General features: G+C 51.1%; 26 protein-coding genes and 1 tRNA gene. 12 read left to right on the top strand and 15 right to left on the bottom strand.

All coding sequences use genetic code 11. The features are described 5' to 3' along the window. Positions 1–6: 6 nt before the first annotated feature. A complete protein-coding gene (locus tag PHD76_01965) occupies positions 7–933 on the bottom strand; it encodes a serine O-acetyltransferase (GenBank protein MDD5260591.1) in 927 nt (308 codons plus the stop codon). A 97-nt stretch (positions 934–1,030) separates the two neighbouring features. Between PHD76_01965 and aroE the strand changes: the two genes are divergently transcribed. Further along, the gene (gene aroE / locus PHD76_01960) at positions 1,031–1,942 is read left to right on the top strand and encodes a shikimate dehydrogenase (protein MDD5260590.1); all 912 of its coding nucleotides are present in this window, start codon (positions 1,031–1,033) and stop codon (positions 1,940–1,942) included. Between the two features lie 59 nt (positions 1,943–2,001). Beyond that, positions 2,002–2,808 carry a prepilin peptidase gene (locus tag PHD76_01955; GenBank protein ID MDD5260589.1) on the top strand — a complete coding sequence of 269 codons (807 nt, stop codon included), beginning with the start codon at positions 2,002–2,004 and terminating at the stop codon, positions 2,806–2,808. Between the two features lie 120 nt (positions 2,809–2,928). Here PHD76_01955 and aroC read toward each other — a convergent pair whose 3' ends face one another. Continuing rightward, complete coding sequence (gene aroC, locus PHD76_01950; GenBank protein MDD5260588.1) at positions 2,929–4,014, bottom strand: chorismate synthase; 1,086 nt, start codon at positions 4,012–4,014, stop codon at positions 2,929–2,931. A 317-nt stretch (positions 4,015–4,331) separates the two neighbouring features. Here aroC and PHD76_01945 point away from each other — a divergent pair, with 317 nt between their 5' ends. After that, on the top strand, positions 4,332–4,886 hold the full coding sequence (locus PHD76_01945; protein ID MDD5260587.1) for a shikimate kinase: 555 nt from the start codon (positions 4,332–4,334) through the stop codon (positions 4,884–4,886). Between the two features lie 90 nt (positions 4,887–4,976). Here the strand turns inward: PHD76_01945 and PHD76_01940 are convergent, their stop codons facing one another. Beyond that, positions 4,977–5,756 (bottom strand): tetratricopeptide repeat protein, encoded by a 780-nt coding sequence (locus PHD76_01940; protein ID MDD5260586.1) that lies wholly within the window; start codon positions 5,754–5,756, stop codon positions 4,977–4,979. A gap of 132 nt (positions 5,757–5,888) precedes the next feature. Between PHD76_01940 and PHD76_01935 the strand changes: the two genes are divergently transcribed. Both PHD76_01935 and PHD76_01930 read left to right on the top strand, forming a co-directional pair. Further along, positions 5,889–6,563: a tetratricopeptide repeat protein gene (locus PHD76_01935; protein MDD5260585.1), complete on the top strand. Its 675-nt coding sequence runs from the start codon at positions 5,889–5,891 to the stop codon at positions 6,561–6,563. Between the two features lie 325 nt (positions 6,564–6,888). Further along, positions 6,889–6,960, top strand: a tRNA-Cys gene (locus PHD76_01930). On the opposite strand, the gene PHD76_01925 is transcribed toward PHD76_01930, so the two are convergent. Next, positions 6,960–7,892 carry a glycosyltransferase gene (locus PHD76_01925; protein MDD5260584.1) on the bottom strand — a complete coding sequence of 311 codons (933 nt, stop codon included), beginning with the start codon at positions 7,890–7,892 and terminating at the stop codon, positions 6,960–6,962. The two genes, PHD76_01930 and PHD76_01925, sit on opposite strands and share 1 nt — an antisense overlap. Positions 7,893–8,149: 257 nt before the next feature. Here PHD76_01925 and PHD76_01920 point away from each other — a divergent pair, with 257 nt between their 5' ends. Then, positions 8,150–9,358, top strand: coding sequence for a glycosyltransferase family 4 protein (locus PHD76_01920; GenBank protein MDD5260583.1), 1,209 nt, complete (start codon positions 8,150–8,152; stop codon positions 9,356–9,358). Here the strand turns inward: PHD76_01920 and PHD76_01915 are convergent. The 4 genes from PHD76_01915 to PHD76_01900 form a co-directional block, all read right to left on the bottom strand. After that, positions 9,355–9,873, bottom strand: a complete 519-nt coding sequence (locus PHD76_01915; GenBank protein ID MDD5260582.1) for a serine acetyltransferase — start codon at positions 9,871–9,873, stop codon at positions 9,355–9,357. The genes PHD76_01920 and PHD76_01915 overlap by 4 nt on opposite strands. Then, a complete protein-coding gene (locus PHD76_01910) occupies positions 9,870–10,481 on the bottom strand; it encodes a hypothetical protein (protein ID MDD5260581.1) in 612 nt (203 codons plus the stop codon). Before PHD76_01910 ends, PHD76_01915 begins: the two co-directional genes overlap by 4 nt. 24 nt (positions 10,482–10,505) lie before the next feature. Further along, entirely contained in the window at positions 10,506–10,700 is a 195-nt protein-coding gene (locus tag PHD76_01905; GenBank protein MDD5260580.1) for a glycosyltransferase, read from the bottom strand. 83 nt (positions 10,701–10,783) lie between these two features. After that, positions 10,784–11,200 (bottom strand): nucleotidyltransferase domain-containing protein, encoded by a 417-nt coding sequence (locus PHD76_01900; protein MDD5260579.1) that lies wholly within the window; start codon positions 11,198–11,200, stop codon positions 10,784–10,786. A 249-nt stretch (positions 11,201–11,449) separates the two neighbouring features. On the opposite strand from PHD76_01900, the gene PHD76_01895 reads away from it, so the two are divergent. Further along, positions 11,450–12,634, top strand: coding sequence for a glycosyltransferase family 4 protein (locus PHD76_01895; protein ID MDD5260578.1), 1,185 nt, complete (start codon positions 11,450–11,452; stop codon positions 12,632–12,634). Here PHD76_01895 and PHD76_01890 read toward each other — a convergent pair. Further along, positions 12,609–13,328 carry an MCP four helix bundle domain-containing protein gene (locus PHD76_01890; protein ID MDD5260577.1) on the bottom strand — a complete coding sequence of 240 codons (720 nt, stop codon included), beginning with the start codon at positions 13,326–13,328 and terminating at the stop codon, positions 12,609–12,611. The genes PHD76_01895 and PHD76_01890 overlap by 26 nt on opposite strands. A 226-nt stretch (positions 13,329–13,554) precedes the next feature. On the opposite strand from PHD76_01890, the gene asnB reads away from it, so the two are divergent. The 5 genes from asnB to PHD76_01865 all read left to right on the top strand — a co-directional run bounded on the left by asnB (position 13,555) and on the right by PHD76_01865 (position 19,870). Then, positions 13,555–15,375, top strand: coding sequence for an asparagine synthase (glutamine-hydrolyzing) (gene asnB, locus PHD76_01885; GenBank protein MDD5260576.1), 1,821 nt, complete (start codon positions 13,555–13,557; stop codon positions 15,373–15,375). A gap of 16 nt (positions 15,376–15,391) precedes the next feature. Continuing rightward, positions 15,392–15,997 carry an acyltransferase gene (locus PHD76_01880; GenBank protein ID MDD5260575.1) on the top strand — a complete coding sequence of 202 codons (606 nt, stop codon included), beginning with the start codon at positions 15,392–15,394 and terminating at the stop codon, positions 15,995–15,997. Next, positions 15,994–17,052 carry a glycosyltransferase gene (locus PHD76_01875; protein ID MDD5260574.1) on the top strand — a complete coding sequence of 353 codons (1,059 nt, stop codon included), beginning with the start codon at positions 15,994–15,996 and terminating at the stop codon, positions 17,050–17,052. Before PHD76_01880 ends, PHD76_01875 begins: the two co-directional genes overlap by 4 nt. 271 nt (positions 17,053–17,323) lie before the next feature. Further along, positions 17,324–18,241 carry a glycosyltransferase family 4 protein gene (locus PHD76_01870; GenBank protein ID MDD5260573.1) on the top strand — a complete coding sequence of 306 codons (918 nt, stop codon included), beginning with the start codon at positions 17,324–17,326 and terminating at the stop codon, positions 18,239–18,241. A 111-nt stretch (positions 18,242–18,352) separates the two neighbouring features. Beyond that, on the top strand, positions 18,353–19,870 hold the full coding sequence (locus tag PHD76_01865; protein MDD5260572.1) for an FkbM family methyltransferase: 1,518 nt from the start codon (positions 18,353–18,355) through the stop codon (positions 19,868–19,870). 39 nt (positions 19,871–19,909) lie between these two features. Here PHD76_01865 and PHD76_01860 read toward each other — a convergent pair whose 3' ends face one another. The 6 genes from PHD76_01860 to PHD76_01835 form a co-directional block, all read right to left on the bottom strand. Continuing rightward, positions 19,910–21,052, bottom strand: coding sequence for a glycosyltransferase family 4 protein (locus PHD76_01860; protein MDD5260571.1), 1,143 nt, complete (start codon positions 21,050–21,052; stop codon positions 19,910–19,912). Beyond that, on the bottom strand, positions 21,036–22,301 hold the full coding sequence (locus PHD76_01855) for an oligosaccharide flippase family protein (GenBank protein ID MDD5260570.1): 1,266 nt from the start codon (positions 22,299–22,301) through the stop codon (positions 21,036–21,038). Before PHD76_01855 ends, PHD76_01860 begins: the two co-directional genes overlap by 17 nt. 121 nt (positions 22,302–22,422) lie before the next feature. Beyond that, positions 22,423–22,806 (bottom strand): four helix bundle protein, encoded by a 384-nt coding sequence (locus tag PHD76_01850; protein MDD5260569.1) that lies wholly within the window; start codon positions 22,804–22,806, stop codon positions 22,423–22,425. A gap of 60 nt (positions 22,807–22,866) precedes the next feature. Further along, entirely contained in the window at positions 22,867–24,402 is a 1,536-nt protein-coding gene (locus tag PHD76_01845) for an O-antigen ligase family protein (GenBank protein ID MDD5260568.1), read from the bottom strand. 43 nt (positions 24,403–24,445) lie between these two features. Continuing rightward, positions 24,446–25,153, bottom strand: a complete 708-nt coding sequence (locus tag PHD76_01840) for a class I SAM-dependent methyltransferase (protein ID MDD5260567.1) — start codon at positions 25,151–25,153, stop codon at positions 24,446–24,448. Then, on the bottom strand, positions 25,150–26,325 hold the full coding sequence (locus PHD76_01835) for a glycosyltransferase family 2 protein (GenBank protein ID MDD5260566.1): 1,176 nt from the start codon (positions 26,323–26,325) through the stop codon (positions 25,150–25,152). Before PHD76_01835 ends, PHD76_01840 begins: the two co-directional genes overlap by 4 nt. Between the last annotated feature and the right edge of the window lies 1 nt (position 26,326).

Genomic DNA, 26,326 nt, shown 5'->3' with positions numbered 1-26,326 from the left:
GCTGTTTTATATCACATAAACAATCGAATCCGTCCCGGCGCCGCTGTCCTCGTCCGGCGGGCCTTTCGGCTTCACCAGCACCGCGCCTTCCTCATAATAAACCAGGCTGCGCGGCGGGACGCTGTGCAGGAGAAACACATTGCCGCCAATCGTGCTGCCGGCGCCAATCACAGTCTCGCCGCCCAGGATCGTGGCGCCGGGATAAATCGTCACCCCGTCTTCAAGCGTCGGGTGGCGTTTGCTTCCCCTCAACTGCTGTCCGCCGGAGGTTGAGCGCGCGCCCAACGTGACGCTATGATAGACCTTGACGTGGTTTCCTATCACACAAGTCTCTCCAATCACCACGCCTGTCCCGTGATCGATGAAAAAATGCGCGCCGATCCGCGCCCCCGGATGAATGTCAATCCCGGTCCGCGAATGCGCCCATTCCGTCATCATGCGGGGAATCAGGGCAATATGTTGCCGGTGCATCTCGTGCGCCAGCCGATACACCGCAATGGCTTCAAGTCCGGGATAGGCCAGGATGATTTCATCCATGCTCGATGCCGCCGGATCGCCGTCATATGCCGCCTCCACATCCGTCACCAAAATTTCCCGCACTTCCGGAAGCCTGCTCAGAAATTCACAGGCCAGCTTCCGGGCCGCGTCCGGGACATCGCCCGACGGACGGACCGCAGGTGGATCGTAATCGAGGCTCTTGGCGATTTCCTGCTGCAACTGGCACGCAATGGAATCCAGGTGGCCCTTGATCTTCGCCTCCAGTTCACCGCCCGAGACGCTCAATTTCTCATAATAGCCGGGAAACAGGAGTTGGAGCAGCAGCAGGGTGATCCGTTCAATGGCCTGTTTGTCAGGCAAATTCACGCCGTCGATGTGGTTGATCACACCGGCCTCGGCATAGGAATCCAGCAGCCGGGCTGTCAGATGATTCAAAGATTCATTCACGTTCCCAAGCTAACGCCAGGCCGCGCCGGACGCAATGCAGGCTTTTGCCGCTTGATTCAAATCCGCTCCCCGCCAGACTGGCAGGGTGGAAGAAATTTATACTCCGGAAACGCTCCTGCGCCTTCAATCCAATCCTCCCCTCTACGGCGTGATCGGCCACCCCGTCGCGCACTCCTTGTCCCCGGCCATGCAGCTCGCCGCGTTTCAAGCCTGCGGCCTGCAGGCCCAATACGTCCGGGTTGAAATCCCGCCGGAAAAACTCGCGGACTCAATCCGCGCCATGCGGCAACTGCCTTTCACCGGCTGGAACTGCACCCTGCCCCACAAAATCGCAATCGCCGCCCTGGCCGATGAACTGGCGGAGTCCGCCAGGCAACTCGGCGCTGCCAATACTCTGCTCAACGACAACGGCCGGCTCACGGGCTTCAATACGGATGGGGAAGGCTGGGTGCGCGCCGTCCGGACTGAATTTTCCCTGGATGTCCGGGATTTGCGCATTCTCATCCTCGGCACAGGCGGCGCCGGCCAGGGGCTGGCCATTCAAGCCGCCCTGGAACACTGTCAGAAACTGGTGCTCTGCAACCGCACGGAAGCCACGGCCCGCAGCCTTGAACAAAAGGTCGCTCCTCATTTTAAATCCGACAAATTGCTCGGGGCCGCCGCCCGGCTGAAAGTAATTCCCTGGGATGAAAAAATCATTGCCCGCGAACTCAGCCAGATTGATCTGGTCGTCAACGGTACCTCGCTTGGATTGAAACCCCAGGATCCGTCCGTGTTGCCCGCCCGTATTCTCCAGCCACACCTCTGCGTTCACGACATCATTTACCGCCCGGCCCGCACCCGCCTGCTCGATGCCGCGCGTGAAGCCGGCGCGCGCAGCGCGAATGGATTGAGCATGCTCCTGCACCAGGGGGCGCTGGCTTTTGAAATCTGGACGGGCCGTGCGGCACCGCTGGAAGAAATGAAAAAAGCACTGCAAACGGCAGTCGGCATATAAATTCCCAGGACGGCAGAACCGGCATTTAAATGCAAATCCGCAACCTGAAATTTTGATTTATGGCACTGACTCTTCTCAATTATCTGGCGCCATTCCTCGTCGGCGCGTGCATCGGTTCCTTCCTCAACGTCTGCATCTACCGCATCCCCCTGGGCCGCTCCGTCATTCATCCCGGCTCTCATTGCGCCGCCTGCGGCTCGCCCATACCCTGGCAATACAATATCCCCATCCTCGGTTGGCTGCTGCTGCGGGGCCGGGCCGCCTGCTGCGGCACAAAAATCGATTCCCGCTATCCCCTGGTTGAATTCATCACCGCGGCAGCCTTTGTCGCGCTCTGGAACCTCTATCCTCCAACACCAGCCTGGATTTATATTCTTTTTGCCTGTGGCCTGATCATCGCCACCTTTATCGATCTGGATCATTTCATCATCCCGGACCGCATCTCGCTTGGAGGCTGCCTGGCCGGCCTTCTGCTCTCGGCAGTTTGCCCGGAATTACATGAAAAATCCACCGCATGGCAGGGTTTTCTCTTCGGGTGCTATGGGCTGCTTTTGGGCGGAGGACTCCTCTATGCCATAGCCGTGCTGGGCAGTGCGGTCTTGAAAAAGGACGCCATGGGCATGGGCGACGTAAAATTCCTCGCGGCCATGGGGGCCTTTTTAGGCTGGCAGGCGCCGCTCTTTATCATCATGGTTTCCTCGCTGGTCGGGTCTGTTTTCGGGATCGCCCTCATGATCCGCAGACACAAGCGCTGGGGGCTGAAAATACCCTTTGGCCCGTTTCTGGCCATCGCGGCCGCTGTCTGGCTGCTGGGTGGAAAACAATGGATGGCGGACTACATCCACTATGTCACCTCGCCCAGGTAAAAACCCCAAAGAGTTTTAAGTCTCAAGTTTAAAGTCTTTGGCATTTCATCCGCGAAAATCATTTTAATCTGCGGATGAAAATGCCTTTCTTCGCACTTCGACCTGACGGAACGGACACCGTCAAATTCCGCACTGCGCGCGCTGCCGCAGATAGTGGTCGATCAACACCAGATGCGCCATGGCCTCAACGATGGGCACCGCCCGCGGCAGGACACAGGGATCATGCCTCCCGCGCGCGCGCAACCCGGCGTTCCGGCCGCTTGCGGAAACCGTTTTCTGCGCCTTTGAAATTGTCGCCACCGGCTTGAATGCCACCCGGAAAACAATGTCTTCCCCGTTGCTGATGCCGCCTTGCACGCCGCCGCTGCGGTTGCTCCGGGTCCGCACACGCCCGTGCTGCATGTAAAATTCATCGTTATGTTCCGACCCCCGCAGCGCGGCTCCGGCAAAACCGGAACCGATTTCAAAGCCTTTCGTCGCAGGCAGGCTGAGCATCGCTTTGGCCAAATCCGCTTCCAGACGGTCGAATACCGGTTCGCCCAGGCCCGGGGGAAGGTTCCGGATCACGCACTCGATGATGCCGCCCACGGAGTCCCCTTCGCGGCGCGCCTTTTCGATCAACCGGATGACGCGTTCCGCATCCCGGCTGTCCGGCCAGCGCACGATGTTTCCTTCCACTTCCTTGAACCGAACCTTGGCGGGGTCCACCCGGGCCGTCAGTTTATGCACCTGTCTCACATAGGCCAGCACTTCAAGCTTCGGGAGCTTTTTTTGGAAAACTTTTTTCGCCACGGCCGCGGCGGCCACCCGTCCGATGGTTTCACGGGCGGAGGAACGCCCCCCTCCCTCCCAGTTTCGGATGCCGTATTTGGTTTGATAGGTATAATCGGCATGGGAAGGGCGGAACAGAGTTTTCATTTCGGAATAGGCCTCCGGCCGCGCATCCTCGTTTCGCACCATGATGGAAATCGGCGTGCCCAGCGTTTTTCCCTGGAAAACACCCGATAGAATTTCGCAGTGGTCCGCCTCCTTTCGCGGCGTCACAATCCGGCTCTGGCCCGGGCGGCGGCGGTCCAAATCTTTTTGAATGTCCGCTTCGTCCAGGGCAATGCGGGGCGGGCACCCGTCCACCACCACGCCCACGCCTCCGCCATGCGATTCACCCCAGGTACTGATGCGGAATAAATGACCGTATATATTTCCCATGGGCAAAAGATTAAGACGAACCCGCCCATCTCTCAAGCTGCAATCATCCTGCCAAACTCAAGATATTTGCAAAGTGCGGGTGCCTCAAATAAAGACAAACGACGGATGGAGGGACGCTGACAGATGCGTCCGCGTCATTGCGAGGAGTCCCGCCCTCAGGATGGGACGACGTGGCAATCCAGAAGTCAGACTTAAGCACATGGATCGGCAATCAAATGCCTTTCCTCTGCGCTCTCGGCGCCTTTGTTTCGCGTGTTTCGCGGGCAAAATTTTAAGATTGTTCTTTTCGCCAGCAGGCCGAAATTCAATCCCGGATCATGACACAGCCTTTGAAAAGACATTTGGTGCTGATCGGACTCATGGGTTCCGGCAAAAGCAGCGTGGGACGTTACCTGTCCGGCGTCACCGGCATCCCGTTTGTCGATACGGACGCGCTGGTGGAAGCGCACGAGCGGAAGCGGGTTCGCGAGATTTTTGCCGACTCCGGGGAGGAATATTTCCGCGAGTTGGAACATGAAATGATCGGCAAAACCATGCTGGAAACAACACCTTCCATCGTGGCGACCGGTGGCGGTGCGATCATCCGCGAAGCCAACCGCAAGCTCTTATGGCAACATGGCTTTGTGGTTTATTTGCAGGCCGGGATCGATTTGCTGTTGGAAAGGACTTCCCGCAATTCCTCCCGGCCCCTGCTCAGCATATCCGACCCCCGGCTCAAACTGGAGGAACTGCTCGCTTCGCGCGCACCCTATTACGAACAGGCGGATCTGATATGCCCTGTCAGCGCCAAAAATATCCAGGAAGTCGGCGAATTCATTCTCGCGGTCTGGAAAAAAAGCGCGCATTTCCCCGCTGCAGGCTCCGGCACATGAAACAAAATTCACCGCAGATTCTGAATTCTACATTCTAAATTCGGACTTCATGCTTCTCTGTGCACTGTGGCTAAAAATTGGAGACCGCCCTCACTTGCCCTGTTGCTTGGCCGGCTCGTCCTTCTTGTCGTAGCCCGACTTGGGCAGCAAGGAATCCAAGCCGGAAACATCCACCTGCTGCGGATCACCTTCGTTTCTTATCACTTTCCCGGGTTGTTTCAGGCTTTGCAAATAAGACTGGTCAATCAACCCAACGGATCCGATGTCTTCCGGCTTCAGATATCCTATCGACACCAGTGAATCCGCGAACGAGGCATTGAGAGCGGCTGGGTAAATCTGGGATGCGGATTTCAAATAATCCCTGGCGGCTCCGTCAGCGCCTTTCTTGAACGCATCGGCGGCAAAGGCAAAATAATAAAATGGGTTGTTGACCGCTGGAACGAGAGAGGAAAGGGTTTGTTTCACCTCTGGCTGATTATTCGTCATCAAATCGCACAAGAATATTTTATAGAGCGCCAGGGCATTTTGATTCTGGCCCTTTCTTGCCAGATACGATTGAAACAGTTTCTTGGAGCCCGGATATTCCCCGCCAAGGAAAGAAATCTCGGCCAAATTGAATATTGCGGACTCGTCCTCGGGATTTCGATCGCAGATTGCCTGGAAGACTTTTTTTGCTTCATCCAATTTTTTTAAACGCACCAATGCTGCGCCCCGGAGATTTTGCGTGTTCATCAGACCGGGCTGCGCCTTTTCCGCGTCGTCCAAGTCTTTCAAGGCCTCATCGTATTGCCCTTTGGCAAGGGCCTGCATCGCCAAACCATAAGCCTCCTGATATTCCTTCGTATAGACAGTATCCGTATTCTGTGCCATGCCACCAGTTGCCAACGCCAACCACATCCACAACGCACAAATAAATGAAATCCTGGCATCCATGCCAATATGATACCCAACAAAGAGATTTGGACAATATGGAATCTCCCGCCCATAATATCGGGCAAAACCATGAAGCGAATCAACCCATCCTCTCTGGCCCTCGTTTTGTGTATTCCGATCCTGGCGCAATTTTCAACCTTTGCCTCCGAACCTTCGGTCCCCGAAGACTCCTACCAGGAGGCCTTTGCCGTCTTCAAGGCGGGCCAGTTGAATGAAGCCCTCCAACGCGTGGATGCCCTGCTGGCCAAAACCCCTGCAGAGGCACGCACCCTCGAGTTAAAGGGGCGTATTTTACTGGGCCTGGGGAAATACCAGCAAGCTCAGGACTTTTTCTTCAATGCCATCGATAAAAACCCGGAGCAGTACAGTGCCCACTTTTACCTGGGCGAGTCCGCCTTCCGGCTCGAACACTGGGGAGAGGCTGTCCAATATTATAAAATTTATCTCAACAAGGTTCCCACCGGCAAACTGGCGGTCCTGAAAATGATCTACTGCCATCTGGCTTCGCGCAACCTGACGGACGCGGCCAAATGGATCACCACGTTGGATCCTGTCGATGAACTCCATCCCTATTATTATTTCGCCCGGGCCGCACTTGCGTATTCCACCGGAAAAACATCCGAGTATCAGGAAGCCCTCCAGCAGGCGCGTACGATTTACGGGAACGATGTTTACACGGAACTGGAGCCCGACCTTCTTTTTGTCCTGAAAAAAATCAAAGCGAACAACACCCCGGCGCCCTAGCCCGGATGTTTCATACGCTTCTGAAAAACCCTGCAAAGTGTCCCGCCAAAAGGCCGGGCAAAAACAGGGGAATACTCACATCCGGGCTGAAAACAAAACCGCCTGAATGGGATTTTTTTGAAATGGAACTGCCTTATTTTGAGGCGGTTTTGCAACAACCTGCATAGCGTTCAGTGCGTGTCTTCCCACTGTTGCGCCACAGCTCAACAGGTTGATTATTAAAATGAGCATGAAATATGCAGGTTAGCTTCTTGCCAAAATCCAAAAATCAGGGACGATATCTCCTCCTTTCAAAGTGGCATGGCTGTTTTGAACAGCCCTTTCGGGCGGAGTAGCCAAGTGGTAAGGCAGGGCTCTGCAAAAGCCCCATTCACCGGTTCGATTCCGGTCTCCGCCTCAGTTTTTGCCCGCTTTTTTCCCAGCCGGTTCGCCCAGGACCGCCCCATGCCAAAAAGCCAGCCCCGCTTCCGTGAAGGTTGCCCGCGAAAACCCGAACGTCCGGAAATAACGGCGGATATTCCCGGCCACATAACGGCGCATGTGGAACCCGTGTGTTTTACGGAAACCCAAATAGCTGAGGTTCTGCAGCAAGGCCAAAAATTTGGCGCGGTGAACCTTCGCTGCGGCTATCGCATCCGGCGGTTCGGGAGGCAAATGGGGCACCACAATCCCGCACGAAAACACCGCGTTCATCCGGGCGCTGATCCGCATGGAAAATTCCAAATCCTCCCCCAGCATCCAAAAATCATCCCGGTGCAAACCACTTGTCTCTAACGCCAGGCGTGTCACCAGCAGGCAGGTTCCGGTGCACCAGCAAAGCCGGTGCGGCGCGGCTCCGAATTTTTTCAAAGCGTCCCCGGGTGTTTCACAACTGCGGATCACACGCCTCTGGCCGACATCCAGAGGTTCGGGAAACGCCCATAATTTGCCGTTGGAATCTGACAAGAGCGGAGCGGCCAGTTCCGCGGCGCCCGCCTCCAAAACGGCAAGCAGCTTTGCAAGACAGTCCGGTGGCGGCACGGCGTCATCATCCAAAATCCAAACATGCGTCAGCTCGGGAAACCGCCGCAAGGCTTCCTCCTCCGCCGCCTTCAAACCCGCCCCGCAACCGGGATTCCCCGGCACCGGCAGATAGACGGCTTGAAAACTTGAAATTGGCGATTGGCGATTGGCGATTAGCCGCTGAAGCTCCTCTTCGGCGGCATTGTCCGCCACGACCACTCCCGCCAGAGGCTGCGTTTGGCCCTGCAACTCGCGCAATAAACGGCGCAACTCCGCCTCGCGGCGATACGTTGCGATCACCGCCACCACCCTGGGAGAATTCGACACATGCAAACTTTAACAGCTCAAATTAAACTTAACACGCTAAACTTAAACCCGCTCCGGACTCCCTTCGGCAGTTGTTTTTTGCTTGAGGCAACACAACTTGCCAGCCGACTCTCTCCGCCCTCAGCCCTCAGGCATCCAATTTCAGTATGCTGCCCCCTTCGCCCTTGACCAACTGCCGGGGACAAATGACACTTCATGACAACATGAAGCTGCTTGTTTTTGCCCACACGCCTCCGCCACACCATGGGCAAAGCTACATGGTGCAACTCATGATAAGGGGGTTGGGTGGTGACTTCAGGTACTGCCCACAGCTCACGACGGGCATTCACATGGAAAATCCGGATGTCAGGGTTTTCCATGTGAATGCCCGGGTCTCTGCCTCGATGGAAGACGTCGGAAGAGTGAAAATTGGCAAGCTATTCCGCCTGTGCAGTCATTGCTTGGAAGCAATCTGGTGCCGAATCCGCTACGGGGCCAATGTTCTCTATTACGTTCCGGCCCCTGCCAAAGCCTCTGCCATTTTGCGAGACTGGATTGTCATGGTTCTTTGCCGACCATTTTTCCCAAAATTGATCCTACATTGGCATTCTTCGGGATTAGGCTCTTTTGTAGGCAACGCATTGGAATCCGGCTCGACCTGGCAAAAGGCCATCGGACGACTCACCCAATTCTTATTGGGCCGCGCGGACCTCAGTATCGTCTTGACGGAATACAGCCGGAAGGATGCGGATATTTTTATGCCTAGGAAACTGGTTGTTATTCCCAACGGCATACCTGATCCATGCCCGGATTTCGAATCCTCTATACTGCCTCAGCGCCAACAACGCCGCCAGACCCTTCTCCATCTTCGGCAAAAGTCGGAAGCCGGAAGCCCGAAACCGGAAACAGAAAACTACCGTGTATTGTTTTTAGCCCACTGCACGCGGGAAAAGGGCCTCTTCGACGCCATCGACGCCATCGCCCTTCTTAACTCAAAACTGAAAAACCAAAACTTGAAACCGCAGGCTTCGCTTACCGTCGCCGGGCAATTCATGTCCGAATCTGAGCGCTGCGAATTTGAAACCCGTATCGCTCACCCAGATCTGCAATTGGCCAAGCCTTGGACACAAAGTGCAGTACGCTACGCAGGCTTTGTGAGCGGAGAAGAAAAAGACTATTTATTAAAAACCTCCGACTGCCTCTGTTTCCCAAGTTACTATCCCAATGAAGTTTTTCCGGTAACCATTTTGGAGGCCATGTCCTATGGACTGGAAATCGTTCTCACTTCCTGGAAGGGTATCGAGCTCTGCCTGCCTGCCGGATATCCCTCGATAGTACCCCCAAAAGATCCCAAGAGTCTGGCTGCCGCCCTTTTCGGCCTTGCTTTGGAAGAAAGTTGCCGGGCTTGGGAACTACGTAATCACTTTTTAAAAAATTATCAGGCAGCAGCTTTTGTTGAAAAGATGAAAGCCTGCCTGTCTATTTAAATAGCGCCTGAGTCTTGTGCTTTGATGCGAATTACCCGTGCCGGATTGCCGACCACCACGGCATAATCCGGGACATCCTTAACCACCACAGCGCCCGCCCCAATAACCGCATGATTCCCCACCCGGATCGGCCCCAGCAAAACCGCTTGTGCGCCAACATCCACTTCATCTCCTAAAATTGGACAACCACTGACAAAGCCATTCGCCAAAATTTTATGACCAATGGTAGTGCCATTTCGCAAGGTGCAATTTGCACCCAAAATCGAGCCGTCATTCACAACCAATCCCTGCCCATGGTAAAGCTTTAAGCCGGGGCCAATCCGCAGCTTCCATGGAAGTTCAATGCCCAAAACCCATTCCACACCCAACCGATAAAAAGGAAGATAGGGCCACACAAGGAACAATATCATCGGATGCGCATGCCGGATCGCATGAGCCAGCCTAAAAAGGAGCAAAATCAAACGACCTTTGAGATTGCCATGATTGGCCCGCCAGTCCTGAAAAATGGATTTCATGCGGCACTCCTTTTGAAATCCAAGGCATACGCCGGGGGTTTTTTCGGGAAATAACAACCACCGCGCGCTTTGAGCAAAATCCTCCGCGCCATGGCGATTGGCTTCATTAATCGGCAAGCCAACGGGTTTGACATCCAATCCCCCGTTGCCCTGAAACGCTCCAAATATTCTTCTTGCACGCGTTTTGTTTCTTCCTGCATTTGCAGCAAAGCACTTACCGTTTTACTGTCATCATGCAAACGATAACACCCCAAAATCCTTCGGGCATGCAAAAAATGCGCTTCGGCCGACAACCTCAGATATAGTTCATAATCCATCGCATAATGCAAATCTTCCCTTGGTCCGGCATGCTTTTTCAACAGGGAAGCCCGAAAAAACATTGCGGAATTTGCCAAATAACATTTTCCAGCAAAAAGAAAAACATTCCTGTCAAACCCCACCTCACGGTGTACAGAACGAATCCTTCCATCGGCATCAACAAAACTGTAATCCCCGCTGATCACATCAATTTCCGGATTCTGTTCGAATATATGCCGAATATAGTGGAAAGTGCCGGGATAATAAAAATCGTCAGAGTTTACCCAACCAATAACATCCCCTACGGCCATGCGGATTCCCTTGCACACGGCATCCTATTGCCCCTCGTCTTGCTCCGAAATCCACCGCAAATGCGGATGTGCTTTTAAAATATTCAAGGTTTGGTCCGTGGAACCTCCATCGACAATGATATGTTCAAACTCGGGATAATCCTGCAGGCATACGCTTTCGATGGTTTCTTGTATATAGCAGCCCTGATTATAGCTGGGAGTAATGATGGAAAATTTCATTCCTCAACTCAAACGCTCAGCAACAGCAAAGTCTTCCCGGCTGAAAGACAACCATCGTTCCGCCTCGATCTTGGATTGGGAACTCATCTGCCGGTTTTTTCAGAAAAAACAGGAATGCCGCTGCGTTTGATTTCACGGGCAAGAATAGTTTTCCCGGCAAAAAAATCCGATTCTTCAATCAGATAAAAATCCATGGGCCGTCTCCGACGGAAGAACGCCATCTGGGCATCCCGGCTTGCTTTCCTGAGATTGGTTCCATTTGGAACCACACAACAAAAATCGGCATCACTATCCGCATCCGCCACCCCATACGCCAACGAACCAAAAAGCAGAACCAATTTGGCACCTGTCACTTCGGCCAAACGATTTCCAGAATCTCGAATCCATTGATCCGTTGCATCATCCAAGATGCTCAAAGATTCTTGGGTCTGCTTCATACATGTACTGTAAATGATGTCATCTTCAAGATCAAGGCCTATGCAGTCCCAGTGCGAACGCACTTAAATTTTGAGATGCGTTCTGTTATCTGTGAAGCTCCCCAACCTTACGAATGGGCTCTCTTCACATTCTTCGGCGTGAAACTTCGCTGAAGCGTATCCGCCGTCGGCTGACGGACTATGGCGGGATACCCTTGCCTCGCATTCATCCGCGGGCTTACGCCCACGGCCCTCTGCGTAGGCGGGTAGATTTCGTGTTTTTTACACCCCGCTTTAACTTGAAACTTCAACCCGGACACTGGAAACTCAATCGTGCGCGTCGTTCATATCTGTAATCTGCCACTACCGGAAAATCACCCCGAATACGGGAGAATATCATGCCACCCCGGACGCTGGGTCCTGAATCTCGCCCTGGCCCAAAAGAGACACACCGACATCGATCCGATTTTGGTCGTTCAGGTTCCTGGGAGTACCCGTAATTACCTCGCTCAAATTGAAGGGATTGATGTCCATTATCTGGCCGCCCCGGATACGCTGCGCTCAGCCACTCTCTTCCAATTCGACGCCCGGCGCATGGGTTCCTATGCTCTCAAACTCAAACCCGATTTGGTCCATGCGCATGGCACCGAAGACGCCTACGCATTAGCCGCCCAATTCACCGGACTGCCCTATCTTGTCACCGCCCAAGGCTGCTATTTCATCATCAACCGCCACCTGAAACCGCGCCTCATCAGCCGCGCCAAAGCGGTTGAATTTTGCGAATGGCTGGCTCTCCGCAAAACCACGCATGTCATTGCCAAAAGCGACTATGTGGCCCGCCTGCTCCAGGAACGCTTCCCCCATCTACAGATTCACCGCATACCCAACACTTTCGACCCGAGGCTGCTTGAAATTGATCCTGTACAACCACGCGAACCGCATTCCGTTGCGTTTGTGGGCACCATCGACCACAGGAAGGGATTTCACCTGATCCGTGAAGCCCTCGAAAGTTCCACGGAACTGCAATCCACCATCTCCTTGCACGTTTTTGGAAACAAATCCGCATCAGCGTCCCCATACGAGCATTCCGAGCTTGAAAAAATGAGGACTCTCTTGCGGGACCGTCTGGTACTCCACGGCATCCGCCCTGCTTTGGAAGTTGCCGAAGCTCTTGCCAGATGCCGCCTGTTGGTGGCCCCTTCACTGGAGGAAATGTTCGGCAACCAAGTCATTGAAGCCCTTCTGGTTGGAACTCCGGCCATCGTCACGGAAGGAACCGCCATGGCGGAAAATATCAGAAAGTTCGGACACGGTTCCGTGGTGGCGCAAAAGGATACAGCAGAGTTGGCGTCTGCTATAGAAAGGTATTTTTGGGATTTCGACCCTGCAGTTTCTGCAGTCACACGCTCACGTATGATTCAGGCTCTCGGTCCTGAAGCTGTTGCCAAAAAACACTTGGAACTTTGCCGCAGCATTCTAAACAAGGCGCCACTCACTCCCGATAGGAACCACGCATAATCACGCCTCCCTCATCAGGGAAATACCACCACAACCATGCGCCAATACCCAGGATTATAATAAACAGCAACAACACCGCGATGAGCGGCCAAAACGTTAAAACAGACAGGATGATTTGATCCTTCTTGAGTTCATGGATTTTCAGATCGCTGTTTTGTTTGGCACCCGCTTCAATCAGATCGCCCAGATCGTTTTCACATGCCTCACCCATTTCATAAGTGGGAATCAGTTGTGTTGCTCGAAGTTTCTCCACTTCACTTCGTCGGCCTTCCCTGGATAACTCCAATAATTTTTCCCTGATGTCTTCATACGCTGCCCTGGCTTTTTCCAGTTTCTTCAGACAATCCCTGAATTTCTCATCACTTAGCATGCCCTTAACAGCATTAAATTCATTGTTGTAATTTTGTTTGATCCCTTGCAGGTGCAGCAGGTGTTCGGTTTGTTCCGCTTGTTTGCCGTCAAGGATGGCCGTGCACAGACGGCCTGTGTAGCGGTGATAATCTGCGTTATAGGCGGTCAGTGACTGAAGATGGTTCAATACGGACACGTCCGACGTGACCACGCTTTCGTAGGCGTCCATGGCCCTTCCAATCACATGAATTTGATAGACCCCGGATACGATCAAACCCACAATCAAAACACTGGTAAAGATCAGGATGGTTTTTACAAAAATCCGTTGTTCTTTGCCCTTCACAAGAGTCACACATTATCTTTTTTCAAAGAAGCTGTCCAACTGGATTCGCAGAAAATTCGACCATGCACTTTCATCCATCTCCCGTGAGCAAGGAATCCCACGCGGCACAAACAGAAAAGATTGTATCTGCAATAATTTTGCCATAGCCTGCGTGATATGGAGCAGAGGGGCCTTGCCCTTGGTATGACATTTCTGAATTTTTAAACAGCTTTTTGGATAAATTCACATGTGTGGGATAGCCGGGGCATATTTTTACCAATCCACAGCGCGAGCGCTTAAGTTGGCGACTTTGCGGCACCGCGGTCCTGATTCCGAAGGAGAATGGACTTCCTCCTCCGGCCGCGTCTGGTTCGGCCATACCCGCCTTGCAATTATGGACCTTTCTCCGACCGGCGCCCAGCCGATGCTCGACCCGCAAACAAGCAATTGCATTGTCTTCAACGGCGAAATCTATAATCATCTCGAATTGCGAAAGCTTTTGACCGCCAAGGGGGAAAACTTCAGGGGCACTAGCGATACGGAAACCCTTTTACTTGCCTACCAACATTGGGGTGAATCCATGCTGTCACGGCTCAAGGGAATGTTCGCCTTTGCCATTTACGACGCCGCGCGCGACGCAATCTGGCTGGCGCGCGACCGCTTTGGAATCAAGCCCCTTTACTATCATCATTCGGAATATTCCTGCTGTTTTGCTTCCGAAATACGCTGTTTGACCTCGTCCATCCCTGGGATAAAGCAGCCAACCCAACACACAGCAGCAGCCTATCTGCAATCCGGTTGCTGCCCCCACCATACCCTGCTTTTTCCGGATATTCATGAATTTCCAGTGGCCTCCAGCCAATGGATCGATAAAAACGGCCCGGATAGATTTCGGAAATTTTGGCAACCGTCACTGCCTCTCCCTCGACAATCTCCTCCATCCCGGCAGGAAGCCGCCCAGGAAATTCGTCGGCTTCTGGATATTTCCGTCCGTGAACACCTTAACTCCGACGTTCCAATCTCCACCATGTTGAGTGGCGGAATTGATTCTTCCATCATCACCGCGCTGGCTAGCCGGCACATGCCGGGCAAAATCAACACCTTTTCCGTCGGTTTTAGGGAGACCGAGTTGGATGAAAGCGCTTACGCGCAAATGATAGCGGATCAATATCAAACCCGTCATCATCATATCATTTTGGATGAAAATGAGGTGCTGAAAAATGTCCAGGAAGCGATTGGCGTAATGGATCTTCCAACCGTTGACGCCATTAATACCTATATCGTTGTACGCGAGGTTGCCAAAGCAGGCTATAAAGTTGTTCTCAGTGGATTGGGAGGGGACGAACTCTTTGGTGGCTATCCTCAATTCCTTGCGCTTCCACGCTTGAAATATTTGGCCTATGCCCCGCGGATTCTGACCGAATTCATGATCCTCATGGGCAAAGCCCGGCACCTCCTTCGCGACATACCGGTAACTGCGGATGCAGCCATGTTCGACCTTTGGTGGCGACGCATCTGGGGAAGTTATCTTCTGCAACAATGCAATCTGCCGACGCCGCATTTTCAAATAGATGAACCCCCGGATCATTTTGATGAGTTTACCCGCATCAGTTGGGTCGAAATCCGGCATTATATGCGGGATATGCTTTTACGGGACTGTGATCAAATGAGCATGTCGGTTTCGCTTGAATTGCGGGTTCCTTATCTGGACCACAAACTGGTGGAATACGCGCTCTCCCTGCCCGGAACAATCAAAAGTGCTCCTGGAGAAACAAAAGCCCTCTTGGTGGAGAGCTGCCGCGATCTTATTCCAGAAACAATCTATGACAGGCCCAAAATGGGTTTTGCATTGCCAATGGACAAATGGATCCGGGGCCCGCTCAATCAATTCAGCATGGAAGGACTGCAGTACGCACAACATCAACTTGACCTCGATCCGGACAAAGTTAATCTTCTCCTCGACAGCTTTTCCAAGCGAAAACTTCATTGGTCACGACTGTGGGCTTTGATCGTACTCGGTTGGTACCTGCATAACAGCCGGAAAATGCCATCAATCCTATTGCGATAGCCGCATATACAGCCGCATGAATCTGCCCTATAAAGCCTGTTACCGTTGCCATTCCTTGATTCATTCGTTTATCTTTAAGCCTTTTCAACCCTTACTGCTAAGGCTGCATGGCGTTGAAGGCGCGGACGGATGCAGGCTTTTTGGCCTGCCGGTCATCATGCGGCATCCGGAAAGCAAAATCATCATTGGGAAAAATTGGACCGCCCGCAGCTCGTTTTCCTCCAATTCCATCGGCTCAATACAACCTGTCCTGCTCAGCACCACTTCTGCGAAATCGCTTCTACGCATCGGCAATGACGTTGGAATGAGCGGGTGTACCGTCTCTTGCCAGGAAAATATCGAGATCGAAGACCGCGTTATGATCGGTTCCGGAGTTTTATTGCTGGATAATGACAGCCACTCCCTGGATCCGGAGGAGCGCTTTTCCGAAATACCGAATATACGGTCATTGCCCATCCATATCGGCAGAGATGCCTTTATCGGAGCCAGAGCCATCTTGTTGAAAGGCACACGGATCGGCGCACGTTCCATTATCCAAGCTGGAAGCGTGGTTTCTGGGAATTTCCCTGACGATTGCATTATCGGCGGCAATCCGGCGGCAATCTTAAGCAGGAAACAATGAAACGTCTCACTATTTTCCGCCCCCCTCAGTCCCTTCGGTCGGGCGATGATATCCTTGCCCCGCTGACTGCGGCATTGCTTTCGCAAAACGGGGTCCGGACGGAAATCCATGAGTTATGGAGCGAATGGTGGGTCAGACAACTGTGGTTCTCGCACATACCTGGAAGGAGGACCCTCTTTCGCTTCGGACCTGCCCATATTTCCCTTCAAACCAAGAAAAAGATCGTTGCAGAATCGAATGCTATCTGGCTCAACGGTCCTTCAAAACCCAATGATTTAAATTGCGACTTCGAGAAATGGATTTTGAAAGCGGGAAAATTCTACATTTTTCATATCCAGGACGATTGGTTTTCAATTCCAGGATTAAAAGAATGCGCCTCGGTCCGGGTCCGCGTCGCCAGCCAAATCATAGTGCCAACCCCGGGATTGAAGGAACGGATACTGGACTTGTTCCCCTCATCCAATGTCCTGGTCCTGGAAGAGCCCGTGGACATAAATCGGCTGTATTCCGATAAATACCCGCTATCCCAAAAAATTCCCGTTATTATCTGGAGTGGCAGCCCATACAACCTCCAGGAAATTCCAGGATTCTCCGAAATTCTCCAATCTGTGTACAAAGAGCATCCGTTCATTTTCAGGGTCATTTCAGGCTCAAAAAGGCCCCTCTTTGATTTGGATATTCCATGGGAATGGCATCCCTATGATACCCTGAAGGAAAACTCCTTGATGTCCGGAGCCTCGATTGCCCTCGCTCCATTGACTGACAGCCCGTACAGCCGCTGCAAAGGGTGTTATAAAATTAAAACCTATCTTGCTGCGGGAATTCCCGTCATTGCATCCGCAGTAGGCTATCAAAAAGAACTGGTTCAACATGGCAAAACAGGCTTTCTCGCCAATAACGCCAATGACTGGAAGGAATACTTCCTAGAATTGCTCGGAAACTACGAACTTTCAGTCCGCATGGGCATTACAGCCAGAAACGTCGCGGTTGATAAATTTTCGCACAAGGCGCTTATCCCCCTCTGGGCTGAAGCATTGAAGAAAATCGGCGGCTAAAATCCATCCCAATCGCGGCAACCACAGGATTAAGACGGAACCAAGGATGAAAAAAATCTCCCATAAGAGCCCGCTTTCGTATTGGACCGTCCATCTTCCTCTGAAAGACTTCGATCTTCCAAAAGATCTCGGTTACATGCCTGAAACTTTTCATCGCTGCTTCGGTTTTGACAGTTATCTGGTGAGCTACCGCAATGACACCTATTCCCTTGTTGAATCATGCATCCCCCATGTGGTTCAGATATTTCTCCGTCACAGAGGCGGAGAATGGATGGATGCGCTGTGTTTTCTTGTTTTTAACTCCAGAAGAATCGACGTCCTCCATCTCGAACATTTGCAAAAAAACTTGAATTTGATTGCCGGCTGGCTGTACAAATTTTTGAATCCAAGAGGCTTTCTTTATATTAAACTCGATGCCAGTCCTCATATCATGGACAATATCATCGGTTCCAGACCCGCGCTAAAGTCCCGCATAAAAAGATGGCTGTTAAATTATCTTATGCAGCATACCATCAATGCGATCAGCGTTGAATCGATCCAAAACTTCCGCCTTTTAAAAAAACGGTTAGAAAATGTTGCTTTCAAGATTCTGCACATCCCCAATGGTATTGATCTTCATCCGGAAGTAGCCCTTTCAAAAAGCCAAAAATGGATTCTGACAGCAGGCCGACTCGGGCCGGAACAAAAGGCAACGGATGTCCTGTTGGAAGCATTTAGGCTCATGCCCGCCAATGATTGGTATTTGATTCTGGCAGGACCGGTGGAAGAAGCATTTCAATCCCATATTGACCGTTATTTTGAACAAAATCCCCACTTGAAAACTCGCGTAAAATTTCTCGGAAATATCACCAGCAGGTCTCAACTCTTTGAAATTTACGCGCAGGCGTCCATTTTCTGCTTCCCCTCCCGCTGGGAAGGCTTCAGCCACGCCTTGATGGAAGCGGCCTATTTTGCAAATTACATTATTTCGACGGACATAGGCGGTGCTGAAGATATTTTATCGGCTACGTCTTATGGAAAAATCGCTCCGAAAGACGATCCCAGAGCCCTTTCCGCCATTCTGGAGCAAACAATTGCGAATTGGGGAAATATCCACCGTGATCCGCTCGAAATTCAAAAAATCGTCGCAAACCATTTTTCTTGGGAAAAAGTCTGCAGGCCACTATATGAAACAATATCCACCCATTAGAGATTAGCTTTGTCAAATCCGTTCTTGAACCTATATCAAAAGTTGCTTAATTGAAGTAACAATCACAATATTTTTCAGACGACCCGTACCTAATAATACCTCTATTTGTTTATGAATTTGGATTACAAGCTTGTGCAACTACGGTATTTTCTTCGCTGTTACAAGCTTTACGGCTTACGGAATGCGCTAAAAATCATGTTGCGTACTGCAGCCTGCCGGGGCGAACGCACCATTACCCTGCCGGGCGGATTGCGCTTCACCTTCAGAGGGAAACAAGATGTCGGCGTCATCACGCATTTTTGTAAAGAAGGTTATTTTATAGAAGATTCTCCCCAAAAGAGAATCCACACCATAATTGACGGAGGAGCAAACATCGGCGATGAAACCGCAAGATTCCGCCTTCATCATCCCGCGTCAATCATTGTTGCAATCGAACCTGAAGAATCCAATTTTTTTATTTTAAAAAAAAACTTTGGGGCCGTGCCCGGGATTCATTTGCTCAAAGGCGGGTTGTGGTCGTCAAAGTGTCATCTTCAGGTTATCCCGCCTATCGACGGAAATCCCGAGTCATTTTCTGTAGCCGAAACTCAAGCTTCAGAAAATTCTGTGGATGCCTACAGCATCGATTCCATCATGGATATGATGGGATGGGGTGAAATTGATATTCTAAAACTTGATATCGAAGGTTCAGAATACGAATTATTCACAAAAAATTGTTTGAAATGGATCGATAAAATTAATGCCCTCATTTTTGAAGTTCCAGATTCCGATCGTCCTGGAACAACACAGGAAATCTATCGCGCCCTGGGAGATCGCGCATACGATACCTATCTATGTGGAGAAAATATAATTCTGATCAAGCGCGGGCTGCCATGGACCTGCAGAAAAGTGATTGGTCTTTCAGAGACGCGGCTCAATGAAAACTTCAAGTTAACACTTATGCATCAACTTCTTGTTTGTATTAAGAATTGGAGATTATCTTTTTTTTATTCGATTATCAGATGCAAACATGAAACTCTAAAAACACTTGGGGAAAAATGGACTTGGACAATCGATCCGACAAATCTGGGGGCTGATAGTGTTGTTTATTGTGCAGGAGCAGGTGACGATATTTCGTTTGAAAAAGATTTGGTAAGGCATTGTAACTGCAATGTTATCGTTTTGGATCCATCACCTACAGGTAAACATACCATGTCTCTGCCTGAAAACAAGGGATCCAAAATCATATTTGAGCCATACGGTCTTGCCGATAAAGACGCAGTATTCACCTTTGACGTTCCAGATGATCCCACCGGGGCATCTTATGCCCTTTCTGATACAACCCAAGTTCGTGCCACCAATCAACCTGTGACAAATTTTTCATGTCTATCGTTGCCTACATTAATGAAAAAATATGGGCATGATCATATCGATTTACTCAAGATGGACATCGAGGGCTTTGAATACGGGATTATCGACCAAATTATTGCACTTAAAATACCTATAAGACAAATTTGCGTTGAATTTCATCATTTCTTATTACCCCAATTCTCAAATATAGATACTGTAAGAAGTATCTTCAGATTAAGAAAGAACGGCTTTCGCCTTATATATAGAAAAAACTGGGACCATACATTTCTCTTGAGATAAGCAAATAGCATTTATGACTGTTTCACGCTTCCTTTAGCTTCAAATGTGGAAATCATGCAACCATTTCGCCGCACGCTTACCATACTCCAGCCACGTAAAAGCTTCCACTTTTTTACGGACGAGAATACCAATATCAGGCAAGTCTCCCCCAAGCTCGTAAGTTTCCCGCATCTGGGCGGCCAAAACTTCGGAATCTGCCGACGGAACAAACCATCCTCCTTCACCATCCTTAATGACATCCGCCAGGCCCGTTTCTTCCGTCACGATGACAGGCAGCCCCGCCGCCATCGCCTCCAAAACCGAGCGCGCCATGCCTTCCTCCAGCGATGGCAAAACATAAACATCACATTTTGCATACAAATCCCTCAATTCCGTATGGGACTTGTAACCCAGGATTTTTACATTTTCCGGCAGATCTCGCAGCAAACCCGAAATCTCACGGTCGATCCCACCTACCAGCCAAAGCTCGGCATTCAGTCCGGCCAGTTGCTTCCATGCTTCCAGCAGGTACATGACCCCTTTGCGTAGCGAGAGTTGCGCGGCACACACAAAAACAAACGGACGGTCTTTCCCAGGCCAGCCTCGCCGTTCCACCTGTTTCCAAAATTCCACGTCCGCTCCGTATGGATTCAGCGCGAGCTTGGATTCGGGGATGCCGCTTTCCACAAAGGTCTTCGCGGTAAAGGAACTGGGCAAACAGATCCGGTCCGCGAGCTCATATTCCGCCTTCATCTTCGGGATCAATTTCATGAAAAGCGATTGATCGAGGGAAATCCCGCGCTTTGCGTACTCGGCGCTAAGCCGCTGGAACCCCCAGTCGCAATGCGTGGAGCCGCATTCCAAAATCACGGGAATTCCCAATTTTTTGGCTCTTTCAAAAGCTTTGAGATGATGGTTGCCCCAACCCCAAAAACAGCGGGTACCCTCCACATGGCGGGCCGCAAATGTTTCGTAGGCCTCAATCGCACACCCGGCAAAAAAATCATGGCCAAACGGCAACCGATGCATGGCCTGGGTCAAAAAAGCCGACGGCCAGTTCTGTAAATAGGATGTGGATGCTGGCTTGGAACGTGACGTTCCCAAGGCCTGGACCTTATAACCATCACTTACAAGACCTCTGATCAGCGGGAAACTCCAATATCGGTTCCAAACCGAAACCGTAACATCAAACTTTTCCATCATGCCCTTTCTTTTCAAAGAAATAATCATGGCAAAACCAAAAACTGACCAAGCCCTGCACAACCAGATAGGCCTGCAACAAGATTGCCAGTGTAATGGGTGTGATCCCTGTAGCCATAGCCAGCAAACAGCCCAAAAACAACCCGACATCGGCCACACGAACAAGCGCCAAAATATGGAAGCGCTTGGTAGCCATTAAAACTGCGGCTGGCAAATAAGCAATGCTGTAACACAGGCTCAACGGGGCAAATGCCTGGAAATAAGGCACCGCCCCCAACCATTGGCGCCCGAACAAAAGCAAAATCACGGGCTTTGAAGCAACCGCATAAAAAATCCAATTCGCCGCCCCTGCCAATCCAAGCAAAAATGCGGTTTTAAAAAAGAGGCACCGTCTTGCTTTTGCATTTTCACAGCGGACCAATGCGACTACAGTCGGATTGGTCATAAGCGAGTTGAGAAACAGATGGCTCAGCGGCGCAAAATTGAAGGCCCGGTTGTAAAACCCCAACACTTCCGCCCCGAATATTTTTCCAGCAAACCATTTGTCCACCCGCGCGTATGCGGTCTCCGACAAGCCATTGATCCAAAGCCAAAATCCATTCCGGAATAATTTTTTTTCGAACGGAAATCCCGGTTTGATGAAAATGCTGCGTTTTGTCACGCGAAGGAAAATCCAGTATTCCACGATCAACGCGATAAAAGATGGAAATACAAGCGCATAGGGCCCCCAACCCATACGGGCCGCGGGTATCATCAATATCAGAGAAAAAAGCCCCCCCAGTAAAGCGCACATGAAGTTTTGACGAAAAAGCCCGGCCCCCTCCAATGTGGCCCTTTGCACATTGTTCATCTCGCGCAGTGATTCAGGCAAACCGATTAAAAGGCACAGTCCGGCGGTCAGATGATGCCCTGTAAAAAACAGGGCCGCCACCAGCCCCAACACCAACACAGCCTTCGCGCCAACCACCCACCAGCCGAAACGCAGGGCCTGGGCGGTGAGTTCCGGCGTATGCCCGCCATCCGCCACGACCAATGAAGCCAGGCTCCATGCAACCGGCAGAAGGCACAGCAAAACATTGGCGGAAGCATAGGCAAATTCACCAAAATCGGACGGGGTCAGAATCCGGGACAATATCACGCTAAGCAGCAAAGCCGTCCCTTGTTGGATGTAGTTGGCAAGTGATTGCCACAGGTGGGAGCGCACCGTGTGGCGGCGTCCCAGCATGTCACGGAAACTTTGAAGAAGAGACATTGGGAGTGGCGGGTTACGGGTTACGGGTTACGGGTTACGGGTTACGGGTTACGGGTTGCGGAGTCTGGAAGCCAAGGCGCCGATGGAGAAGCGTGATCATGATAGAGGTCATATAAAAAGATCAGAGATCGGATGTCAGAACAAAGGGCTGAGGGTTGTTGATCATCGACCCAAGCATTCTACCAACGTCCCGGTTTTTAACCCGCATTTCGGCATAAGCTTCAGGTGTACGATATCCGCAATCTAAAGCAAAATCGAGACAGGTATCGACCTCGGAATTCTCACCGTCGCAGTCCGTTAATTTACTGACAAAATGGGATTGGCAACGCCTTTTCGACCATGCCTCTCGTAAATTCTGACAAACAGACCGTGAAGCGCGACAAATTTGATCATTAAGCGCATGGCGTTCTTCGACAGGAAACTTTTCGCTGGCGTAAAAAATATCCATCGCCAGCGAATACGCTTTTTTATAAACCTCCAATTCCCTTGCAGAATTAATTCTCATTTTTTCGACCTCCATCCTCCGCCCCCCCCGTCACTCGCGTTTACTCTTTCCCCACATGACTTAAGACACCGTCGCAGGCAACGATTTATTATCGGCCCGCTCCCTGGAACCGGGTGCCTCCAAAAGCTCCTTCTTTTCATCCAAGATCGTATAATAGATCCCAAGCAAAAGCCCATAGCTCCACCACATATCGAAAGGACTGTAAGAGGAATGGCCGCTGGTCCAGGATCGGAGGATTTGCGTAATCTGGTACAGTGTGATCATCAAAGCCAGGGTCTTTCTCCAACTTTTGTCCTCTGCCAAGCTCCAGGCCCGAAACCCAACATAGACGCATTGCGCCCAAAAGAGACCCCAAAAAATCGCAGCCGGAATGCCGAAATCGGCAGCCATGCCCAGCCAGGTGTTATGCCAGTTGCCTCCCGCAGCCATACCCTCATAAAGATCTTCCTTGGAAAGATTTTGTCGGGAATAAAATGTCGCCATTTCCACAACATTAATCTGGAACCCAGGGCCAATCCAGGGATTTTCCTTGATCCGTCGATAGGCCACCGTGCGAATTCCTTCCCTGAATTCGTCGATGGATACACCGGCAGTCACGCTTTGTACACGACGGTCCCATTGTCCGGGAAGATTGACCAATACGCGTTGCATGCGCAACGGCAAATCAAACAAGCTGCCATTGCCCAGCACCATAAATACAATACCACCTCCCAAAAAAACGATCATGGCAACGACATACAGCCATTCGCGGCGGATGAAAGCAACCATGATCGGCACCAGAAGCACCACCACCACACCGGCCCTCTTGCCGCTGTCGAAGGCGGTCAAATCACAGGCGGCCATGATAAACATCAAATAAAACCGCCCAAGACTGAAAATCTCGGACATCCGATAGTGGCAAACCAGCCAAAGTATCACATAGAGCGGCGGCTGCGCCAGAATTTGCTGCCAGGTGTAGTAGGATTCATCTTCGCCGATTTGGAGGGTCGAACTGGTCCCTGTATTGAAATACTCCCAGATTTGCCAGCCGGCAGTCAGAAAAACGCCTGCTATGGTGGCAATTACCGCCCATTTCGCCTGTTTGTTGGATATTTTTTGGTTGGCCAAAACCAAAAATGCAAAAAAAGATATTAAAATCTTGAAGTAAAAACGGGCGCCTGCCATGGAAGAGCCCATAGCGAACAGCCCGATTGGATGCAAATAATAGATAAAAAAGGCCCATAGCGTGTATAAAACAACACCCGTGTAAGCCGCGCGAAAGGGATAAAACTTCTGTACTCTGAATGCCATCCGGGCGCAAAAAATAGCGAAAAGGCTCATCGTGGATAATTCCGGGATTTCAAAAGTACGGCCAGCCAAGGGTATGGCCGGAAGCTGGGTGCTGAAGCCCAGCACCAAAAGTATCCAGGCGCCTTCTCCCATCCTAAGCAACAACGAAACGCCAAAAAATAAAACAAAAAATAAATAGGGTGTCAGGATATTTTGATCACCTATCGAAATTCCAAAGATGATGCCCAATATACAAAACACTGCGACCACGCTGAAAATGGTCAAGCGACTCAACAAATACTCCACTTGACCGGAATCGTTGAACATAAGTTCGGTTAACCCCGGTTGATCCGCCAGGAAGCTTCGGCCTTCATTTCAAGGGCTTCCGTGTTAAAAGGACATATTGTCCGCCCAGGGGCAAAACCTCCAGCAGAGTTTCGCTCCATCGCAAAAAGGAGAGTACTCTGGGAAATAAAAATAAGAAGGCATGGGCCTCAAATACAAATCCGGAATCCTTCAAAAGCCTTCCCGCTTCCATGATACTCAATGGTACGGCATCGCGATCAAAAGAACAACGCCACATTAAATAGCGTGTGCCCGGATTCCACGCATTATTTTCAAAGAAGGCAAAATAGGCCCCCGGCTTTAAAGCCTTCCAAACTGTCTTGGCAACCTCCAACCGCTCTGCAGGCGCAATGTGATGAAAAACCCCGTTGCAGTAAGCCAAATCAAATTGGGCCTCTTTCTCCAGTTGGTCCAATGTTAAAAAACGGCAAGGAGGAGGATGCTGTTGGCGGGCCTTTTCGATTGAAGCTGCGGAAACATCCACCCCTGTAATTCCAGCGCCTGGAAAACAGCCGGCCAACACCGGGGCAGCGCTGCCGATGCCGCAACCAAAGTCCAATATGGAGTTTGTGGTATGCCCGCGGTGTTTAAGACGCGAGGCCATCCATGAAATCCGGCCACGGGCATAAAAAATCTTATTCTCTCCAGTGGCAGCCAGGGCTTCCTGCAAGGCTTCGTCGTAACGAATGGCATATTCGTCAAAATATGCGGGCTTTGGATTTCGTTCGTTCATGTCCTGCGTAACCCCAAAATGCTTAAAAAGAAACTGGCGAAAATAATTTGGCTGCCCAAGACAATCAAGGTAACAGCCGGAATGACAATACGCAGAATTTCCGAAGGCTGCAAACTTCCGTAATCAACCGCATGCCAGCGGAACACCGCTGAAATTGACAGGCCAATGCCACATAAAGAAACCACAACTCCCGTCAACAAACCTCTTTCCAAATTTATATGCCGGAACATCCGGTCCAGGCGGGGATCTTCGGGTAAAAGCCGCTCGCTAATGGCGAAAATTTTTGTGAAAACCGCGAAAACAACGGATTGGAATCCCACGAGAATGGCCGCCGCGGCATAAAGCAGCGTATGCACGTCCAAATTCAATCCCATGAATATCCCAACGCCCGGCAAAAGCCAGGCGCCCAGCGCCAAACCCACAAGCATCAGCGCCAAGCCAGGAATCAAAAAAAGCCAGCGCGGGCTATAGAGCATCATAAACCGCAAATGCCGCCATCCGTCCCGCCAACTGCGCAGGTGCGGAGGACGGGAGCGTCCATCCCTGTAAAGAGTGATGGGCACTTCACTAATCCTTAAATTCCTGAGTGTGGCTTTGATGACCATTTCCGAGGCGAATTCCATGCCGGTGGTCTGTAAATCCATCTCCTCATACGCTGTTTTTCGAAAAGCCCGCAGACCGCAGTGAAAATCCGTCACGGGACACCGAAAAAACAACCGTCCAATAAATGACAATACCGGATTGCCAATCCAACGGTGTTTCCAAGGCATTGCCCGTGGCATAATTGTCCCACCGCCCCATGGCAGGCGGCATCCCATGACCAGATCATCACCACCTTTCAATTTTTCCACAAACGGGGCAATAGCGGAAAAGTCATAACTATCATCCGAATCTCCCATGATCACAAATTGTCCACAGGCAGCTTCGATGCCTCTGCGCAACGCATTGCCGTAACCTTTTTTTTCAACCTGAACTACACGGACACCCAATCGAACCGCAATTTCCTGCGAACCATCCGTGCTGCCGTTATCAGCAATTATAATTTCTCCCGTCACTTTGGCCGAATCAATTCCCTTCCGAGCCTTTAAAATACAACGTTCCAACGTTTCCGCCTCGTTGAGGCAAGGCATGATCACTGAGACTTCAATATTCCCGGTTGTTTGTTCTCTCATA

The organism is Candidatus Methylacidiphilales bacterium (assembly GCA_028713655.1).
Lineage (GTDB): Bacteria > Verrucomicrobiota > Verrucomicrobiia > Methylacidiphilales > JAAUTS01 > JAQTNW01.
Note: the sequence above shows the minus strand (reverse complement) of the source record. Positions and strands in the feature narration are given on the sequence as shown.

Bases quoted from the DNA above. Each gene is read 5' to 3' on its own strand.
- PHD76_01955 (MDD5260589.1), top strand. From the start codon at position 2,002: ATGGCACTGACTCTTCTCAATTATCTGGCGCCATTCCTCGTCGGCGCG.
- aroC (MDD5260588.1), bottom strand. From the start codon at position 4,014: ATGGGAAATATATACGGTCATTTATTCCGCATCAGTACCTGGGGTGAA.
- PHD76_01945 (MDD5260587.1), top strand. From the start codon at position 4,332: ATGACACAGCCTTTGAAAAGACATTTGGTGCTGATCGGACTCATGGGT.
- PHD76_01940 (MDD5260586.1), bottom strand. From the start codon at position 5,756: ATGGCACAGAATACGGATACTGTCTATACGAAGGAATATCAGGAGGCT.
- PHD76_01935 (MDD5260585.1), top strand. From the start codon at position 5,889: ATGAAGCGAATCAACCCATCCTCTCTGGCCCTCGTTTTGTGTATTCCG.
- PHD76_01920 (MDD5260583.1), top strand. From the start codon at position 8,150: ATGGTGCAACTCATGATAAGGGGGTTGGGTGGTGACTTCAGGTACTGC.
- PHD76_01915 (MDD5260582.1), bottom strand. From the start codon at position 9,873: ATGAAATCCATTTTTCAGGACTGGCGGGCCAATCATGGCAATCTCAAA.
- PHD76_01910 (MDD5260581.1), bottom strand. From the start codon at position 10,481: ATGGCCGTAGGGGATGTTATTGGTTGGGTAAACTCTGACGATTTTTAT.
- PHD76_01905 (MDD5260580.1), bottom strand. From the start codon at position 10,700: ATGAAATTTTCCATCATTACTCCCAGCTATAATCAGGGCTGCTATATA.
- asnB (MDD5260576.1), top strand. From the start codon at position 13,555: ATGTGTGGGATAGCCGGGGCATATTTTTACCAATCCACAGCGCGAGCG.
- PHD76_01880 (MDD5260575.1), top strand. From the start codon at position 15,392: ATGAATCTGCCCTATAAAGCCTGTTACCGTTGCCATTCCTTGATTCAT.
- PHD76_01875 (MDD5260574.1), top strand. From the start codon at position 15,994: ATGAAACGTCTCACTATTTTCCGCCCCCCTCAGTCCCTTCGGTCGGGC.
- PHD76_01870 (MDD5260573.1), top strand. From the start codon at position 17,324: ATGGATGCGCTGTGTTTTCTTGTTTTTAACTCCAGAAGAATCGACGTC.
- PHD76_01865 (MDD5260572.1), top strand. From the start codon at position 18,353: ATGAATTTGGATTACAAGCTTGTGCAACTACGGTATTTTCTTCGCTGT.
- PHD76_01860 (MDD5260571.1), bottom strand. From the start codon at position 21,052: ATGATGGAAAAGTTTGATGTTACGGTTTCGGTTTGGAACCGATATTGG.
- PHD76_01855 (MDD5260570.1), bottom strand. From the start codon at position 22,301: ATGTCTCTTCTTCAAAGTTTCCGTGACATGCTGGGACGCCGCCACACG.
- PHD76_01850 (MDD5260569.1), bottom strand. From the start codon at position 22,806: ATGAGAATTAATTCTGCAAGGGAATTGGAGGTTTATAAAAAAGCGTAT.
- PHD76_01845 (MDD5260568.1), bottom strand. From the start codon at position 24,402: ATGTTCAACGATTCCGGTCAAGTGGAGTATTTGTTGAGTCGCTTGACC.
- PHD76_01840 (MDD5260567.1), bottom strand. From the start codon at position 25,153: ATGAACGAACGAAATCCAAAGCCCGCATATTTTGACGAATATGCCATT.
- PHD76_01835 (MDD5260566.1), bottom strand. From the start codon at position 26,325: ATGAGAGAACAAACAACCGGGAATATTGAAGTCTCAGTGATCATGCCT.